Annotated in this window: 18 protein-coding genes; 13 read left to right on the top strand and 5 right to left on the bottom strand. The window is 63.9% G+C overall.

What is annotated here, in order from left to right; translation table 11 throughout:
- The first annotated feature begins 51 nt into the window (after positions 1–51).
- The 7 genes from ABWP22_RS14185 (at position 52) to ABWP22_RS14155 (ending at position 6,209) form a co-directional block, all read left to right on the top strand.
- Positions 52–207, top strand: a complete 156-nt coding sequence (locus ABWP22_RS14185) for a hypothetical protein (RefSeq protein ID WP_353200637.1) — start codon at positions 52–54, stop codon at positions 205–207.
- A complete protein-coding gene (gene ligA, locus ABWP22_RS14180) occupies positions 204–608 on the top strand; it encodes a protocatechuate 4,5-dioxygenase subunit alpha (RefSeq protein WP_353200636.1) in 405 nt (134 codons plus the stop codon). Before ABWP22_RS14185 ends, ligA begins: the two co-directional genes overlap by 4 nt.
- Position 609: 1 nt before the next feature.
- Complete coding sequence (locus ABWP22_RS14175; RefSeq protein WP_353200635.1) at positions 610–1,452, top strand: class III extradiol dioxygenase subunit beta; 843 nt, start codon at positions 610–612, stop codon at positions 1,450–1,452.
- 144 nt (positions 1,453–1,596) lie between these two features.
- Positions 1,597–2,766, top strand: coding sequence for a 4-hydroxybenzoate 3-monooxygenase (gene pobA, locus ABWP22_RS14170; RefSeq protein ID WP_353200634.1), 1,170 nt, complete (start codon positions 1,597–1,599; stop codon positions 2,764–2,766).
- Between the two features lie 219 nt (positions 2,767–2,985).
- Positions 2,986–4,500 (top strand): aldehyde dehydrogenase family protein, encoded by a 1,515-nt coding sequence (locus ABWP22_RS14165; protein WP_353200633.1) that lies wholly within the window; start codon positions 2,986–2,988, stop codon positions 4,498–4,500.
- A gap of 57 nt (positions 4,501–4,557) precedes the next feature.
- Complete coding sequence (locus tag ABWP22_RS14160) at positions 4,558–5,430, top strand: amidohydrolase family protein (protein WP_353200632.1); 873 nt, start codon at positions 4,558–4,560, stop codon at positions 5,428–5,430.
- 41 nt (positions 5,431–5,471) lie between these two features.
- Positions 5,472–6,209, top strand: coding sequence for an alpha/beta fold hydrolase (locus tag ABWP22_RS14155; RefSeq protein ID WP_353200631.1), 738 nt, complete (start codon positions 5,472–5,474; stop codon positions 6,207–6,209).
- On the opposite strand, the gene purU is transcribed toward ABWP22_RS14155, so the two are convergent.
- A complete protein-coding gene (purU, locus tag ABWP22_RS14150) occupies positions 6,199–7,059 on the bottom strand; it encodes a formyltetrahydrofolate deformylase (RefSeq protein WP_353200630.1) in 861 nt (286 codons plus the stop codon). The two genes, ABWP22_RS14155 and purU, sit on opposite strands and share 11 nt — an antisense overlap.
- Before the next feature lie 86 nt (positions 7,060–7,145).
- On the opposite strand from purU, the gene ligM reads away from it, so the two are divergent.
- The 5 genes from ligM to ABWP22_RS14125 all read left to right on the top strand — a co-directional run bounded on the left by ligM (position 7,146) and on the right by ABWP22_RS14125 (position 12,113).
- Entirely contained in the window at positions 7,146–8,546 is a 1,401-nt protein-coding gene (gene ligM, locus ABWP22_RS14145) for a vanillate/3-O-methylgallate O-demethylase (protein WP_353200629.1), read from the top strand.
- A gap of 58 nt (positions 8,547–8,604) precedes the next feature.
- On the top strand, positions 8,605–9,486 hold the full coding sequence (locus tag ABWP22_RS14140) for a methylenetetrahydrofolate reductase (protein ID WP_353200628.1): 882 nt from the start codon (positions 8,605–8,607) through the stop codon (positions 9,484–9,486).
- Positions 9,486–10,154, top strand: coding sequence for an alpha/beta hydrolase (locus ABWP22_RS14135; protein ID WP_353200627.1), 669 nt, complete (start codon positions 9,486–9,488; stop codon positions 10,152–10,154). The genes ABWP22_RS14140 and ABWP22_RS14135 overlap by 1 nt, the downstream gene beginning before the upstream one ends.
- Before the next feature lie 108 nt (positions 10,155–10,262).
- Positions 10,263–10,736 carry a Saro_0803 family transcriptional regulator gene (locus tag ABWP22_RS14130; RefSeq protein WP_353200626.1) on the top strand — a complete coding sequence of 158 codons (474 nt, stop codon included), beginning with the start codon at positions 10,263–10,265 and terminating at the stop codon, positions 10,734–10,736.
- Positions 10,737–10,766: 30 nt separating this feature from the next.
- Positions 10,767–12,113: an MFS transporter gene (locus ABWP22_RS14125; RefSeq protein WP_353200625.1), complete on the top strand. Its 1,347-nt coding sequence runs from the start codon at positions 10,767–10,769 to the stop codon at positions 12,111–12,113.
- A 15-nt stretch (positions 12,114–12,128) separates the two neighbouring features.
- Here ABWP22_RS14125 and ABWP22_RS14120 read toward each other — a convergent pair whose 3' ends face one another.
- Together ABWP22_RS14120 and ABWP22_RS14115 are read right to left on the bottom strand one after the other, a co-directional pair.
- Entirely contained in the window at positions 12,129–14,243 is a 2,115-nt protein-coding gene (locus tag ABWP22_RS14120) for an acetate--CoA ligase family protein (protein WP_353200624.1), read from the bottom strand.
- A gap of 41 nt (positions 14,244–14,284) precedes the next feature.
- Entirely contained in the window at positions 14,285–15,127 is an 843-nt protein-coding gene (locus ABWP22_RS14115) for a p-hydroxycinnamoyl CoA hydratase/lyase (protein WP_353200623.1), read from the bottom strand.
- 95 nt (positions 15,128–15,222) lie between these two features.
- Between ABWP22_RS14115 and ABWP22_RS14110 the strand changes: the two genes are divergently transcribed.
- Positions 15,223–15,651, top strand: coding sequence for a MarR family winged helix-turn-helix transcriptional regulator (locus ABWP22_RS14110; RefSeq protein WP_353200622.1), 429 nt, complete (start codon positions 15,223–15,225; stop codon positions 15,649–15,651).
- Here the strand turns inward: ABWP22_RS14110 and ABWP22_RS14105 are convergent.
- A complete protein-coding gene (locus ABWP22_RS14105; protein ID WP_353200621.1) occupies positions 15,648–16,043 on the bottom strand; it encodes a nuclear transport factor 2 family protein in 396 nt (131 codons plus the stop codon). The genes ABWP22_RS14110 and ABWP22_RS14105 overlap by 4 nt on opposite strands.
- Positions 16,040–17,440 carry a syringate O-demethylase gene (desA, locus tag ABWP22_RS14100; RefSeq protein ID WP_353200620.1) on the bottom strand — a complete coding sequence of 467 codons (1,401 nt, stop codon included), beginning with the start codon at positions 17,438–17,440 and terminating at the stop codon, positions 16,040–16,042. The genes ABWP22_RS14105 and desA overlap by 4 nt, the downstream gene beginning before the upstream one ends.
- Between the last annotated feature and the right edge of the window lie 151 nt (positions 17,441–17,591).

The following is a 17,591-nucleotide window of genomic DNA, read 5'->3' as shown; positions in this document are numbered from 1 at the left end:
GCCAGCCGTTCAAATTGGACCATGAGGCGAAGGGGGAATAGACTGCCAGACATGAAGATCGACCATGGCGTGATCGGGTTCGGGGCGGCTGAACGCAGAGCTGCCGCCGCAGGGCGGGGCCGTGGCGTCCGGGCGTTCGGCAGCGCGATGGTTGGCGCGGTGCAGATGCACAATCCGATGCCGCTACACGGACCGGAGGCAGCATGACCCAGAATATCCACGAATATCTTGCCGAACTGGACGATATTCCCGGCACCCGCGTGTTCACGGCGGCGCGCGCGCGCAAGGGTTACTGGATCAACCAGTTCGCCATGAGCCTGATGAAGGCCGACAATCGCGCGCGTTTCAAGGCCGATGAGCGTGCCTATCTTGCCGAATGGAAGATTTCGGAAGCCGCCATTCAGGCCGTGCTGGCCCGCGATTACAACGCGCTGCTTGATCTGGGCGGCAATGTCTATTTCCTGTCCAAGCTGTTTTCGACCGACGGCCTGCCCTTTGCCGAAGCCGTTTCGACCATGACCGACATGAGTTGGCCCGAATATCGCCAGATGATGCTGGATGGCGGACGCCCGGCCCAGGGCAATCGCTCGATCAAGGGAGGCTATTGAGATGGCCCGCATTTCCGCTGGCGTTGGGTCCAGCCATGTGCCGCTGCTGGGTGTGGCGGTGGATCAGGGCAAATGGCAGGACGATTATTTCGGGCCGATCTTCGCCGGTTATGAATGGACCCGACAATGGGAAAAGGACGTGCGCCCCGACGTCGTGATCCTGGTCTACAATGATCATGCCTCGGCCTTTGATGCCAATATCATCCCGACGTTCGCGATCGGCTGCGGTGAACGGTACAAGTCAGCCGATGAAGGCTGGGGTCCGCGCCCGGTGCCCGATGTGGAGGGCCATGCCGATCTGGCCTGGCACATCGCCCAAAGCCTGATCCTCGACGATTTCGACATGACCATCATCAACGAGATGGACGTGGATCATGGGCTGACCGTGCCGCTGAGCATGATGTTCGGCCAGCCGGACGCGTGGCCGTGCAAGGTCGTGCCGCTGGCGGTGAATGTGGTCACCTATCCGGTGCCGTCGGGCAACCGCTGCTGGGCGCTGGGTGAGGCCATTGCCCGCGCGGTGGCCAGCTTCCCCGAAGATCTCAATGTGCAGATCTGGGGCACGGGCGGCATGAGCCACCAGTTGCAGGGGCCGCGCGCCGGCCTGCTCAACCGCGAATGGGACAACAAGTTCCTCGATCTGCTGGAATCGGACGGCGACGCGGCCCGCCACATTCCGCACATCGAATATCTGCGCGAGACGGGTTCGGAAGGCATCGAAATGGTGATGTGGCTGATCATGCGCGGGGCGCTCGGCCGCAAGGTGAAGCGCCTGAACCGCCATTATCACATCCCGTGCAGCAACACCGCCATTGGCCATATCGTGCTCGAGCCGGCGGATTGACCTCGCCTCCACAATCGCCTGGCCAACCAACCGGCGGCTCGGCACCTCATTCCGGAAGGACATGTCCATGCGGATTGCACGCGCCGGTGCCGTTGGCGTCAACCATCGCGATGGCCTGAACCGGATCGACGGCGGCGAGATCGCATGAAGACGCAAGTTGCCATCATCGGGGCCGGCCCGGCCGGTCTCATGCTCGGCCATGGCCTGCGCCAGGCGGGAATTGATGCGATCATCATCGAACGGACCAGCCAGGCGCGGGTGCGGCAACGCATCCGTGCCGGTGTGCTGGAACGGACGACAACCGACCTGCTCACCCGGCTGGGGCTCGACCATCGGCTGAAGCTGGAAGGACTGCCCCATCACGGCCTGACCCTGGTCAACGACGGGCGTATCATCGATGTCCCGGTCACCCGCCACACCGGCCGGCATGTCACCGTTTATGGCCAGACCGAAATCACCCGCGACCTGATCGAAGCCGCACCGGCGCGCGGTCTGGACATCATCTGGGAAGCGACGGACGTGGCGCTGCATGACATCGAAGGCGACACGCCCGCCGTCAGCTTCACGGTCGCCGGCGAGCGCCGGCGGATCGAAACTTGCATCATCGCTGGCTGCGACGGTTTCCACGGAGTGTCTCGCCAGGCCATCCCACGCGCGGTTCGCCGCGAGTATGAACGCGCCTACCCGTTTGGCTGGCTGGGCGTGCTGGCCGATGTGCCGCCGTGCCATCCGGAAGTGGTCTATGCCAGCCATGAGCGGGGCTTTGCGCTGGCCTCCATGCGTTCGCAGACCCGCAGCCGCTATTATCTGCAGGTCGGGCTGGAGGAGAAACTGGAGGATTGGCGCGACGACCGCTTCTGGACGGAGCTGAAGACCCGCCTTGGGCCGGACATTGCGGCAAAGGTCATCACCGGCCCTTCGATCGAGAAAAGCATCGCGCCGCTGCGCAGCTTCGTGTCCGAACCGATGCGCCACGGCAATTTGTTCCTGGCCGGCGATGCGGCACATATCGTGCCGCCAACCGGAGCCAAGGGCCTGAACCTGGCGTCGTCGGATGTCACCTACCTGACCGAAGCGCTGATCAGTTGGATCGACCATGGCCAGTCGGAAGGCATCGATGGCTATTCCGATCGCGCCCTTGCCCGCATCTGGAAGACCGAGCGTTTCAGCTGGTATCTGACCAAGCTGATGCACCGTTTCCCCGGCGAGAGTGCGTTCGAACGGCGCATGCAGAACGCAGAGCTTGATTATATCGCCCAATCGGATGCGGCGCAGGCGATGATCGCCGAAAACTATGTGGGTCTGCCGCTGTAATCCGCCGCCCGATCTGCGGCAGGCAGGTCGGCACCGTGCCTGGCGAAGCGCCTGAACCGTTCGGCGACAATGGCGCATTCGCCGCGAGGCCGGGTGGGGCTGGGTGGGGCCGCGTGGGGCCAGCGGCAGGGCAATTGCCATGGCTGCCCATCTCTGCTTTGTATGCAACACAAACGACCGGATCAGCCCGATTCGTTGAACCTTGGGAAGGAGAGACCGATGAACGTGATGACGCCAAGCATGCTGGACCAGCGTGCATATTCTGACGCCGCCAAACAGTTCCTGTCCCGCGCACCCCGCCTGTTCATCAACAATGAATTTGTCTCGTCGAGCCATGATGCCACCATCGCGGTGGAAGACCCGTCGTCAGGCCGGGAAATCGCCCGGATCGTCGATGCATCCGATGCCGATGTGAACCGCGCCGTGGCGGCGGCCCGCCGGGCCTTTGACGATGGGCGCTGGTCGGGATTGCCGCCGATGGTGCGCGACCGCACGATCAACCGGCTGGCCGATCTGCTGGAAGCGCATGCGGACGAATTCGCCGAGCTGGAAGCCATCGACAACGGCAAGCCCAAGGGCATGGCGGCGGCGGTGGATATTCCCGGCGCCGTCAGCCAGTTGCGGTTCATGGCGGGCTGGTCGGCCAAGGTGGCCGGGGAAACCACCCAGCCCTATACCATCCCCAACGGCACGGTGTTCAGCTATACCGTGAAGGAACCGGTTGGCGTGTGCGCCCAGATCGTGCCGTGGAATTTCCCGCTGCTGATGGCGTGCCTCAAGATCGCCCCAGCGCTGGCGGCGGGCTGCACGTTGGTGCTGAAGCCGGCTGAACAGACCTCGCTCACCGCGTTGCGGCTGGCGGATCTGATTGTCGAGGCCGGCTTCCCGGCGGGCGTGATCAACATCATCACCGGCAATGGCCACACGGCGGGCGACCGCATGGTGAAGCACCCGGATGTCGACAAGGTCGCCTTCACCGGGTCGACCGAGATCGGCAAGCTGATCAACCGCAACGCCACGGCCACGCTGAAGCGCGTGACGCTGGAACTGGGCGGCAAGTCGCCGGTGGTCGTGATGCCCGATGTCGATGTGGCAGAAGCGGCGCCGGGTGCGGCCGGGGCGATCTTCTTCAACGCCGGCCAGGTCTGTGTGGCCGGCAGCCGGCTTTATGCCCATCGTTCGGTATTTGATCAGTTGCTGGAAGGCATTGCCGCCACCGCGCCCTTCTGGGCACCGCGGCCGTCGCTCGATCCCGAGGCGCACATGGGCGCCATTGTCAGCAAGGAACAGCATGACAAGGTGCTCGGTTATATCGAGGCCGGCAAGCGCGATGGTGCCAGCGTGGTGATGGGCGGCGATGCCCCGTCGTCCAACGGCGGCTATTTCGTCAACCCGACGGTGCTGGTGAATGTGAACCCGCAGATGAGCGTGGTGCGCGAGGAGATTTTCGGGCCGGTGGTGGTGGCCCAGCGTTTTGATGATCTGGATGAAGTGGCCAAGGCCGCCAACGACACCTGCTTTGGCCTTGGTGCCGGCATCTGGACCAAGGATGTTTCCACGATGCACAAGCTGGCGGCCAAGATAAAATCCGGGACGGTCTGGGGCAATTGCCATGCCGTGATCGACACGGCACTGCCGTTTGGCGGCTACAAGGAATCCGGCTTGGGCCGCGAACAGGGCCGGGCCGGGATCGAAGCCTATCTTGAAACCAAGACCGTGATCATCAAGATGTGATCTGCACCAGGCCTCTTGCCATCAGGGCAAGGGGCCTGGCCCGCGCCGGAGGCCGGCATGCCGATTGACCTTGCCCGGATTAAAGCCATCGACGTGCATGTGCACGCCGAAGTGTCGTGCCATGATCCGGAAGATCCGGTGATGGGCAAATTCTTCGACGCGGCCAGCGCCTATTTCAAGGCGCCACGCGAACGCCCGAAAATCCCCGAAATCATCGAGATTTACCGCGAACAGCAGATTGCCTTCTGCCTGTTCACCGTGGACGCCGAAAGCGGGATCGGGGCCAGGCGCGTATCCAATTACGAGATCGCCGATCATGCAGCGAAGAATGATGACATCTGCATCGCCTTTGCCTCGATCGATCCGCGCAAAGGCAAGCTGGGCGCACGCGAGGCGCGGGACCTGATCGAGAACCATGGCGTTCGCGGGTTCAAGTTCCATGGCATCATGCAGGATATCCACCCGGCCGATCGCGTGGGCTACCCGATCTATGAAGTGATCGCCGAACATCGCCTGCCGGCGATCTTCCACACCGGGCACAGCGGCATGGGCACCGGCATGCGCGGCGGCGGCGGACTGCGGCTCAAATGGGGCCAGCCGATGCTGATCGATGATGTCGCGGTCGATTTTCCCGACATGAAGATCATCCTGGCCCACCCAAGTTGGCCCTGGGTGGACGAAAGTCTGTCGATGGCGCTGCACAAGGACAATGTGTTCATCGACCTGTCCGGTTGGAGCCCGAAATATTTCGCGCCGCAGATCGTGCAATATGCCAACACCCAGTTGCGCCACAAAATGCTGTTCGGCAGTGACTTTCCCCTGATCCATCCGGAAAAATGGATCGCGGCCGCGCACGGCGTCGGCTTCAAGCCGGAGGTGATGCCCGGCATCATGAAAGACAATGCCGCCCGGCTGTTGGGCTTGATGTGATGCCGGCCGCGGCCAACCCTTGATGACGGGCGCAGGTTGATATGGCGAGCTTTGTTCTGGTGCACGGCAGTTGGCACGGCGGCTGGTGCTTTGATGCGGTGAAGGCCCTGCTGGAAGCGGAAGGGCACGAGGTCATCGCGCCGGATCTGCCGGGCATGGGCGGCGACGAAGCGGCCTTGCGCGGCGTCACCTTGCAGGGCTGGGCGGAATTTGTCGCCGATCTGTGCGGCGCGGCCCAGCAGAAACCGGTCGTGCTGGCCGGCCACAGCCGCGGCGGGATCGTGATCAGCCAGGCGGCTGAAACCGCCGCCGGCGTGATCGATGCCCTAGTCTATATCTGCGCGATGATGCTGCCCGATGGCATGTCGCGCGCGGATTTCAAGCAGATGGAAGGGCCCAATCCGGCCTTCGATGCGATCATCACGCCGGTCCATCAGGGGGCGGGCACGGAGGTCGATCGGACACGAGCCGGCGCGGTGTTTGCGCAACTGTCACCGCCAGAAGCCGTCGCGGCCGCCATGGCCCGGATCGTTGCCGAACCGCACAAGCCGCGATCGACCCCGCTGCGTCTCACGCCCGAAGGGTTCGGCCGGATTCCGCGCACCTATGTCGAATGCACCGAAGACCAGACGATCCCGTTGGCCAGCCAGCGCAAGATGCAGCAATTGGTGCCCGGCGCCGCAGTGGTGACGCTGCGGGCGGATCATAGCCCCTATCTGTCGTCCCCGCAGGCGCTGGCGGGCGCGCTGATGGCCGCCGCGCGATCGGTCAGTCGCTGAACACGATCGTCTTGTTGCCGATCATGAACACGCGGTCTTCCAGATGCAGATGCACCGCCCGCGCCAGCACGCGGCGTTCGATATCCCGCCCCTTGCGAACCAGATCATCGGGCGTGTCGCTGTGGCTGATGGCTTCGACATCCTGATGGATGATCGGCCCTTCATCCAGATCCGCCGTCACATAATGCGCGGTTGCGCCGATCATCTTCACGCCGCGCGCATGCGCCTGGTGATAGGGCTTGGCGCCCTTGAAGCCGGGCAGGAAGCTGTGATGGATATTGATGCAGCGGCCTGACAGGAAGCGGGCCAGATCATCCGACAGGATCTGCATGTAACGCGCCAGCACCACCAGTTCGGCGCCGGTATCGTGCACCAGTTGCTTGATTCGGGCCTCCTGCTCGCTCTTGGTGTCCTTGGTCACCGGCAGATGATGGAACGGGATGTCGCCAAGCAGCGAGATGGTCAGCGCGTCCTTGGGGTGGTTGCAGACGATCCCGACGACATCCATCGCCAGCTCGCCGATGCGCTGGCGATAGAGAAGATCGCCCAGACAATGATCGAATTTTGACACCATCAGCAGCACCTTGCGGCCCTTGGCCGTGGGACGGATCTGCCAGTCCATCTGTTGGCGCCCGGCAAAGGGTGCAAAGGCATCGCACAGCGCCGCCTCTGCCGCATCGCCCACCAGATCAAAGGCGATACGCATGAAAAAACTGTTTGATTCCCTGTCGTTGAATTGCTGAGACGCTCGAATGTTGCCGCCGTGTTCGGCCAGCAATTGGGCCACACCGGCCACCAGCCCCGGCCTGTCGGGGCAAGACAGGGTGAGGATGTGGCTGCTCTTCGACATTGAGGTTCTCCCGCGCTTTTTTGTTTGCGTTGCATACAAAACGCGATAGGAGAAGCCTAGCAAAAAATCATGGGGGTTTATTGATCATGACCGTCGGGAATCTCGAGGAGCTGCTGGCTTCGACGGGCAATATCGTATCGATGCTGCGCAATTCGCAGTTGGGTGCCTATGTCTATCCGGTGGTGGCGCCGGAGTTTTCCAATTGGCGTTCGGAACAATGGGCCTGGCAGCACAGCGCCGTGCTGTTCGATCAGTCACACCACATGGTGAACCTGTACATCAGGGGGAAGGACGCGCTGAAACTGTTGTCTGACACCATGATCAACAGCCCCAGGGGCTGGGCGCCGGGCAAGGCCAAGCAATATGTGCCAACCACGCCCTATGGCCATGTAATCGGCGACGGGATCATCTTCTGGGAAGAAGCGGAATCCTTCACCTATGTCGGCCGCGCGCCAGCGTCGAACTGGCTGCGCTATCATGCTGCGACGGGCGGTTATGACTGCCAGATCGAACTGGACGACCGGTCGCCGATGCGCCCGATGGGCAAGCCCGTCACCCGCAAGGAATGGCGCTTCCAGATCCAGGGGCCCAATGCCTGGGCGGTGATCGAGAAACTGCACGGCGGCCCGCTGGAGCAGCTCAAATTCTTCAACATGAGCACCATGAACATTGCCGGTCGCACCGTGCGCACGCTGCGCCACGGCATGTCGGGCGCGCCCGGCCTGGAAATCTGGGGGCCCTATGCGGAGCAGGAAGAGATCCGCGCCGCAATTCTGGAGGCCGGCAAGGCGTTCGGCCTGATCGCCTGCGGCAGCCGCGCCTATCCGTCCAACACGCTGGAATCCGGCTGGATCCCCTCGCCGCTGCCGGCGATCTACACCGGCGACAAGCTGAAGGGCTTCCGCGAATGGCTGGGCGCCGACAGTTATGAGGCCACCGGTTCGATCGGCGGCTCGTTCGTGTCGGACCGGATCGAGGATTATTATCTCAACCCGTGGGAGCTGGGATACGGCGGCTTCGTCAAGTTCGACCATGAATTCCACGGCCGCGAGGCGCTGGAGGCGCTCAATCCGGCCGAGCAGCGCAAGAAAGTGACGCTGGCCTGGCACCCGGAGGACATGGCCCGGATTACCGCGTCGCTGTTCAACCCGGATGGGGAGCAGTACAAGTTCTTCGACACACCGCTCGCCAATTATGCGTCGTCGAATTACGACCGCGTGGTGGATGCTGGCGGCAAGACCGTCGGCTTCTCGATGTTCACCGGCTACAGCTTCAATGAAAAGCAGGCGCTCAGCCTGGCCACGGTCGATCCCGAAATCCCGGTTGGCAGCGAAGTGCGGGTGGTGTGGGGCGAGGAAGACGGCGGCACGCGCAAGACGACGGTGGAGCCGCACAAGCAGATCGAGGTGCGGGCCATCGTGTCTCCGGTGCCCTACAGCCGGGTCGCCCGGGAAAATTATGCCGAAGGCTGGCGCACCGCGCGCTGATCCCATCTGACAGCGCCGCCCGCCCTGGCGGGCGGCAACAGCAAGGAGGCAGCCGGCCATGTCTGCGGCATCGCTCATTCACCCGAACTGGGATCTGGCTCCGGCCCGCATCACCGATGGTTTCAGCCTTGAGGTGACGGCCAAGGAAGAAGCATCGTTGCGGGCGGTTGCCCCGAGGATTGCGCCGGAAACCCCGATTGCCGTGGCCTATCTGCCCAGCGAGGAGGTGCGTGGCCGGGTGGCGGCGGCCGTGGCGGTGCGCGCGCTCGGCTTTGAGCCCATGCCGCATTTCTCGGCGCGACGGATCACATCAGTGGCAGAATTCGAATATTATCTGCAGGCGGTGGTGGAGCAGGCCGGCGTGCGCCGCTGCTTCATCGTCGCAGGCGATCCGCCGGAGCCGATCGGGCCGTTTGCCGACACGTCGGCGCTGCTGGCCACCGGTGCCTTCGAACGCAGCGGCATCCGGGCGATCGGCATTGGTGGCCATCCTGATGGCCACCCCAACATGAGCCCGGATCAATGCTGGTCGGCAATCGACACCAAGGTGGCCGATATCGGCGCGCGCGGGATGGCACCGCTGATCGTCACCCAGTTCGGCTTTGATCCTGATGCGGCGATCGCCTGGCTGGGAGAATTGCGTGCGCGCGGGATTGATGTGCCGGTGCGCCTGGGCGTGCCTGGCCCGGCCGGGATCAAGCGCCTGCTGGGCTATGCCGCGCGCTGCGGCGTGGGGGCATCAGCGTCCATCCTGCGCAAATATGGCATTTCGGTCACCAATCTGTTGGGCAGTGCCGGACCGGACAGGCTGGTGGACGCCTTCGTGCGCGGCCTCGGGCCGGAACATGGCAAGGTCCGGCTGCACTTCTTCCCCTTCGGCGGCCTCGACAAGACGCTGGATTGGATTGCCGGTTATGAACGCAAGCAGGACATGGTCTGATGGCTGATTATGTGCTGGTTCACGGGGCCTGGTGTGGCAGTTGGGCATTTGAACGGACGCTGGCCGATCTGCGCGCCGCCGGGCACCGGGTGCTGGTGGCGGCGCTGACCGGACTGGGGCAGCGCCAGCACGAATTCCACCCCGGCATCACGCTGACCACCCATGTCGATGATGTGGCGGCCCAGATTGACGCCGCGGGCTTCAACCGTTTCATCCTGGTCGGCCATTCCTGGGGCGGCATGGTGATCACCGGCCTGGCAACGCGCCTGGGCGGCCGGATCGACGCCATGGTCCATGTCGATGCCTTTGTGCCGCTCGATGGCCAATCGCTGTGGGATCTCACATCCGATTGGGAACATGGCCATTATATCCAAAGCCAGAAATCATCGCCCGGCGCGGTTGCCCCCCTGCCCGGGCTGGCCCATCCGCTGATGACCGCGCACCCGTTGCTGACCCTGCTGGAAGCGGTGCGCTTTACCGGTGAAGAGGCCAAGGTGGCCCGCAAGGTCTATGTCTTTGCCAATGCCTGGCGGCCGACCCCGTTTGCGCAATTTGCCCAGCGCTGTTCGGTGGATCCCGCCTGGAACTATCACGAAGTGGCCGCCAGCCATGACGTGATGTCGGACCAGCCGGAGGAACTGCTGGCGATCCTGCTCGCGCTGGCCTGAGCATTTGCTGCGGGGCGCCTCGGTCCATCCGGACTGCATCCCCAGGGCCTGACGGCCAATCCTCGACACCGCTCGTTTGCCTCACTAACGATTGTGCAGGAGGGCAAGATGAGAAAATATCAGGAAGTGCTGGTTTCGACCACGCCGCGCATTGGCGGCGATGACGATGTCGGTGAGATCGGCTCCATCGTCGGCTTCCATCTGCGGCTGGCGCACGGGGCGGTCTATCGCCATTTCTCCGAAACCTTCGCGGATCTGGGCCTGACACAGAAGCAGGTTTCCATCCTGTGGCTGATCGATGATCGGCCCGATATCGCCCAGACCGATCTGGCGCAGCTGATGCGGATGGACCGGGCGACGACGATGGCGATCGTGAACCGCCTGGAGGCGCGCCAGTTGCTGGTGCGCGGCAAATCGTTGACCGACGGCCGCCGGCAGACACTGAACCTGACCGATGACGGCCGCACAATCCTCGAACGCGCCAAGCGGGCGATCCGCGACCATGAATCCTGGCTGAAGTCACGCTTTAGCGATGAGGAAGTCAGCAAACTGATCGAACTGCTGACGCGCATTCACGAATGATCGCGATCACACGCTGGGGGAGAGACGGTCATGCATGACCCAAGAAGCATCATCGACCAGACCGGGATGGGCGCTCGGCAGTGGATCGTGATTGGCCTCATGGTGTTGCTCAATGCGCTTGATGGCTTTGATGTGCTGTCCAGCGCCTTTGCTTCGCCGGGCATCACCAAAGAATGGGGCATCGCGCGATCGGCGCTGGGGGTGGTGTTGTCCGCCGAATTGGTCGGCATGGGGTTTGGCTCGCTGCTGCTGGGCGGCATGGCCGACCGTTATGGGCGCAAGGGCGCGATGCTGGCCTGTCTGGTCCTGATGGCGACCGGCATGTATCTGGCCAGCACGGCCGGCAGCGTGGCGTCGATGATCGTCTACCGGCTGATCACGGGCGTTGGCATTGGCGGGATGCTGGCCGCGACCAATGCGGTGGCTGCCGAAAGCAGCAACACGAGGTTCCGGCGCAGCGCCATCGCCGCCTATGTCGCGGGCTACCCGCTGGGTGCGATCATCGGCGGCATCGCGGCTTCGGAATGGCTGCTTCCCGAATTCGGCTGGCGTGCGATCTTCGTCTTTGGTGCCGCGGTCACGGCGGCGCTGGTCCCGCTGATTGCATGGCTGGTTCCGGAAACCGCCGCCTTTCATTTCTCCAGGCGCAATCTTGATGGCGCCAACGTCACGCTGAAGGCGTTTGGCAAGGCGCCACTGGCCGCCTTGCCGCCGCCGCCGGCCGCCGGAACCGCGCCGCGCGCGCTGGATATCCTGTCCAATCCCAAGCTGCGCCCGACGACATTGCTGCTCGCCTTCGGCTATATGTTCCACACCATCACCTTCTATTATATTCTGAAATTCGGGGTGCAGATCGTGTCGGACTATCCGCCCGGCTACCCGCCGGCGCAGGCCGCGACGGTGCTGACTTGGGCCAATGTCGGCGGTTTCATCGGCAGCTTCTCCTTTGGCCTGGTGATGGCGCGGTTCGGCATCCGCTGGCCGACGGCGTTCATGCTGCTGGTCGGCTCCTTGGGAGTCGCGTCCTTCGGTCTGGGGCGTGAAACCCTGTCCGCCTGGCAATGGGCGACCATCCTTGCCGGTTTCTTTACCAACGCGGCGATCAGCGGATTTTATGCCGCCTTTGCGCGCGGCTTTCCGGCCCATGCGCGCGGCACCGGGACGGGCTTTGCCCTGGGGGTGGGGCGTCTGGGAGCCGCCGGCAGCCCGCTGATCGCCGGCGCGCTGTTTTCCTGGCTGGGCAATGATCAACTGCTGACCGTATCGGCGATCATGGCGATGGGATCGCTGTGCGCGCTCGTCCTTTTTCTGATGCTGCCGGAAAAGGATGGGGACGAGTTGCTGGCCGAAGCCGACCGCAAAGACGAGCCGGCCTAGCACCGCGCCAGACGGTCAATCCACCAGCATCAGGGCATCGAGAGCGACGACGCCTTCTCCGGCAGGGTGGAGAATGACCGGGTTCAGATCAATCTCGCGGATGGCGGGGTTGCCGCGCATGATCTGGCCGATGCGGATGATCAACGCGGCGAGCGCCGGCAGATCGAGCGGCGCGCTGCCGCGCCAGCCGGTCAGCAACGGGGCCTGCTTGAGGCCCAGCAAGGCAGCGATGACCTGCGCTTCGCCCATGTCGGGGGTGATGAGGCAGACATCGTGCAGGATTTCGGCGGTCACGCCGCCAAAGCCGGCCAGCACGACAGGCCCCCATTGCGGGTCGTTCTTGGCGCCCACGATCATCTCGACGCCCATCCGGCCCATCGCCTCGATCAACACGCCGTCCAGCCGGATGCGGGCCGAGTAGGCCGCGACATTGGCGTGAATGCGGTCAAACGCCGCCCGAACGGCCGCGGCATCGGCGAGCTTCAGGATCACCCCGCCAGCATCGCTCTTGTGGCCAAGTTCGGCGGCCTGGGCCTTCATGGCGACCGGATAGCCGATCACCTCAGCCGCGGCGACGGCTGCATCGGCCGTGGCGGCGAACTGGCCCTTCGGAAAGGGGACAGCGTGCGGCGCCAGCAGCAGCTTGGCCAGATATTCGGGGATCACATCGTGATGGCTGGCCAGCGCCGCAATGGGGACCGGCGGCAGGCATTGATCGGACTGGTCGCGCCGGGACAGCGCCGTCAACCGCGCCACCGCGCGAAAGGCGCGCTCGGTGGTCGGCAACCAGGGAATGCCGGCCGCCCGCAGCGCGGCAATCCGTTCCGGCGGCACATCGGCGCCTTCGTCAAGCCCGGCAAAGATCACCGGCTTGGCAAGGGCGCGGCCTTCCAGCGCGGCCATGATCGGCGGAAACTTGATCGCGCAGGTCACCGGATCGGATTGGATGATCCCGGCCACCACGCATCCCACCCGCTCGTCATCCAGCAGGGCGGCGATCGTGTGGGTGTAGATCGCAGGCTGCGACAGGCCTTGCGCCGTGATGTCGAGCGGATTGGAAACCGGCACGAAGTCCGGCAGGGCGGCGCGCAGCAAGGGGCTGTCAGCATCGCCCAGCGCAGCCAGCGGCAGGCCGATCTGTTCGGCCAGATCGAGGGTCAACGCCTTGAAGGCGCCGGATTCGCCCAGCACTGCGGTGCCGGCCGTTGGCAAGGTCGGGCAGCGCAGGGCGATCTCGCTGATGTCGCCCAGTTCTTCCAGCGTTTCGGCAAAGACCACGCCAGCACGTTCCACCATGGCCCGCATCAACTGATGATCGCCTGCCATCGCGCCCGTGTGGGTGGCGGCACTTTCCCGCGCTGCACTGGAGGTGCCGGGATGCAGCAGGATGACCAGCTTGCCCGCCCGCCGCAACGCCCGCGCGGCGGCCAGAAACGCCTGCGGCTGGCGGAATTGTTCGACAATCATCGCCACGACTTTGGTGTGGGGATCATCGACCAGCCAGCCGACATAATCCTCAACCCCGCTTGCCGCCTCATTGCCGGTGGAGACCGTGTAGGACACCGGAATATCGCGGGCGAGCAGCATGGTGGCGAGCACCGCAGCCATGGCGCCGGATTGGGAAATCACGCCGACCGCCGGGCCGCCCGGCTGGCGGCACAGGGTTTCAACAAAGGTCAGGGGCACCTTGTCGACATAGTTGACGCAGCCAAGGCAGTTCGGCCCTTCGATCACCATGCCGGCGGCCGTCGCGATCCGGCCGATTTCCTGCTGTTCGGCCAGCCCGGCCTCACCGCCTTCGGCAAAGCCCGCCGAATAGATGACGGCGGCCCCAACCTTGCGCTCCGCCAGCCCGCGCACGGCATCCAGCACGAAGGCGCGCGGGATCGCGAGCACGGCACAGTCCACACCGTCGGGCAGATCCGCCACCGATTTCAGACAGTCGCGCCCACCCAGCGTCGCGCGGTTGGGGTTGATCGGATAGATGCGTCCGGCAAAGCCATTTCTGTCGAGATTGGACAGCAGCGTGGCGCCGAGCGCCCCCGGCTTGTCTGACGCACCGACCACGGCCACGGACGTTGGCCGGATCAGCCGGTCGATCTGGGCGGGCGTCAGGCGGAGCGTGAGCATGGATGATATCCTGAATCTGGGCCGGGGCGGGCGCGCTGCGATCAGCGCGTGACCTTCGACGTGTCGAAGGTGCCGAGGCCGGGCTTGAAGGATTTTTCATCGAGGAACTGGCGGGTGGCCTCGCGGCGGGATTCGGCCCCGCCAAAGCTGTGCAGCGCCTCTTGTGCGCGGATCTGGAAATCCAGCGCATTGTCGTAGGTCATGTCGACCATGCGGCGCATCGTCCACTTGGTGGCGCGCAGGGCATGGCCGTCCTTCTTCTTCAGCACGTCGGCAATGGCGGTGACGCGGGCCAGCAGTTGATCGGCCGGCACGGCTTCGGTGATGAGGCCCTGCTCCTCGGCCTGCTTGCCGGTCAGATTCTCGCCCATCATGGCGTGATACATCGCCTTGCGAAACGGCATCAGTTCCTGCGCGACCTTGGATGCGCCGCCGCCGGGCAGGATGCCCCAGTTGATTTCTGACAGGCCGAACTGCGCATCTTCGGCGGCGATGGCGATATCGCAGCCGAACAGCGGGCCGTAACCGCCGCCAAAACACCAGCCGTTGATCATGGCGATGGTCGGCTTTTCATACCAGCGCAGCCGTTCGAACCAGCCATAGGATTCGCGCTGCGCCTTGCGCACCGCCCCCAGGCCCTTTTCCTCGTTTTCACGGAAATATTCCTGCAGATCCATGCCCGCCGACCAGGCCTTGCCCTCACCCGTCAGCACCAGCACCTGGACGTCATCGCGAAATTCGAGTTCTTCCAGCACCTTCTTCATCTGCCGGTTGAGCTTGGGGCTCATGCAGTTTCGCTTTTCCGGGCGGTTGAACTTCACCCAGGCCACCCCGTTCTCGACGGTGAAGGCGACAGTTTCTTCTTCGGTGCGCTCGACGGTCATGCTGGTCCCTTTATCTGGCCTTGGGTTAATCGCTATGATATATAACATAACAATGTCGATTGCCACCGACAAGCGGAAAACATAGGGTGGCCGGCATGGATGATCCCCTGGCCGACCTTCCGGGCTATGTTTTGCGCCGCGCGTCGATCGCGACGATGGGGCGGCTGCACCGGCATATCAGCGCCCATGATCTGCGGGCCACCGAAGCCAGCCTGATCCTGCTGATCGGCGAGCGTGCCGGCCTGACCCAAAGCGAAGCGGGCCGCATTCTGGGGATCAAGCGCGCCAACATGGTGCCGCTGACTGCAAGGCTGGAAGCACGGGGTTTGGTGGAACGGTTGCAACTGACCGGCCGCTCACAGGAACTGGCCCTGACCACGGCCGGCAAGCTGATGCAGGCGGAGGTGCGCGCGTCGGTCGTGCGCCACGAGGCCGAGATCATGGCGCGCGTGCCAGAGGCGCTGCGCCCGCATGTCATGCCGATCCTGACCGCGCTGTGGGGCCCGGAACGCGACGAGCGCTAGAAATCGAGGCTGCCGCGCCGTTCGGCAAAGCGCCAGCCGTCACCCTGATCGACCATCCGGTCCGCATAGCTGCCGACCAGCGGCGGCCCGTCTGCCGCGGTGAAGAGCAGGATCTGGCTGCTGGCGACGGCCTCGATCGGGCTGATCAGGGTCACCCGGATGTTGGCGCAGATGTGCCGGGTGGTGCGCGGCGGCCGGGCCAGGAAGCCCGCCAGGATCGCCGCGCGCCCGGCGATGAACTGATCGGGCGCAGTTGGCCGGCTCATCCGGCCATCAACGGTGTAGAGCGCCGCCACCGCCGCCCAGTCAGCCGCGTCGATCAGCGCAGCATAATCTAGGATCAACCGTTCGCAGGCACGCTCGGCGATCAGCCTGTCACCAGCCGGGCTCATGCCGCCGTTTTGGTGCGCCAGCTATCGGCATAGCTGGTGCGCGCCACGTCGGAATAGGGCACGGCCGCCACCACCGCCTTGATGCTGACCTGCCGGTGCGGCTCGACCGTGGGCTTGGATGTGCCGCCATCAGGTTCGCCCCAGATGAATTCGACCTCGGTCCCCGGCTCGGCGACGCGCTCGTCCACCATCGCCAGGGTGAGGATCTTGCCTTCGTTGGCGCTGTAGCCGATCCACGTCGACAGGCCCACCAACTGGCCATCCTTCTCGACCCGGTCGAACGGGTGCATGGCATAAACGGCGCTGGGGAATTCCATGAATTTGGGGCGCAGCTCCCCCTTGCTGAACATGGCAAACAGCGTGTTGGTGACCGACACATCATCCAGCGCCAGGGTGACCTTGCGGCGGTGCGGACCCGCCGCCATTGCTTCCAGCGCCGCGCGCCCGACAAAATCATGGTCGAACTTCACGAACGGGCCATAGCCCAGATCCCACGGCGTCAGATAATAGCCTTCCACGGAGTCCGGCACATAGCTGCCGCCCACCGACGCCTTGTATTCATAATGTTTGTCGGTCAGCCATTCGCGATATGGCTTGAGCAGTTCGCCGGTGTAGATCGCCGGCAGCGGCGAGGGGATCCAGCCGGATTCCAGCGTGTTGGATGAATAGGTCCGCCCGCCGACCAGCGCCATGCCATGCGCCTTGCCCGCCGCGACCAGCGCGCTGTGCACGGCATCGCGGTCTTCCCACGGCCCCATCAGTTCATAGCCCGGCTGCCCGGCCATGCCGTGGCGCAGCGCGTGCACCCGGCAACCGCCAATCTCCATCCAGCACATGTTGAAGAATTTCAGATCCGGGGCCGGTGCACCCGTCGCATCTGCAATCACATTGGCCGCGCCCGGGCCCTGCACCTGATAGCGATAATGGCGGCGATTTTCCGGATCGGGCCGCACCGCGGTGCGCTCGTCATAGGTGAGCGTGACATCGTCCCGGCCCTGGGCGTGGAACATCAGCCAGTTCAGCGTGGGCGCGCGGCCGACGAGGTTGAATTTCTGTTCGGCCAGATAGAACAGGATCACATCGCCGATGACATGGCCATAGGGCGTGACCGGCACATATTGCTTGGCCTTGTTGGGCACGAAGCCCTTGAAGCTGTTGATGCCCAGCCCGTTCAGAAAATCGAACGCCCCTGGCCCTTCAACCATCAGTTCGGCCATGTGATAGCTCTGGTTGAACAGCACGCAGGTTTCGGCCCAGGCGCGCTGCTCGCTGCGCCAGTTGGAAAATTCGGCCGGGACCCCGGGATAGACGTTGGGGCCAACCTGCTGATTGCGCAGCAATGTGACGATATCGTCGTGGCCTTGAAGCAGCGCTTCGACTGATGGCTGTTTGGTCATAACCTCTCTCCCGAATCCCCGCTCGCCTACACGCGCCGGACAGCTTATATGTGTTAGATACAAATATTGAACAGTATGTCTAGCATACTATTTTAGCCCACATTTCCCAGATGAGAATGGAAAAATCTGGCAATTTTGGCGATATAGTGTA

The sequence above is a fragment of the Sandarakinorhabdus sp. genome (genome assembly GCF_040398665.1).
GTDB lineage: Bacteria > Pseudomonadota > Alphaproteobacteria > Sphingomonadales > Sphingomonadaceae > Sandarakinorhabdus.
Note: the sequence above shows the minus strand (reverse complement) of the source record. Positions and strands in the feature narration are given on the sequence as shown.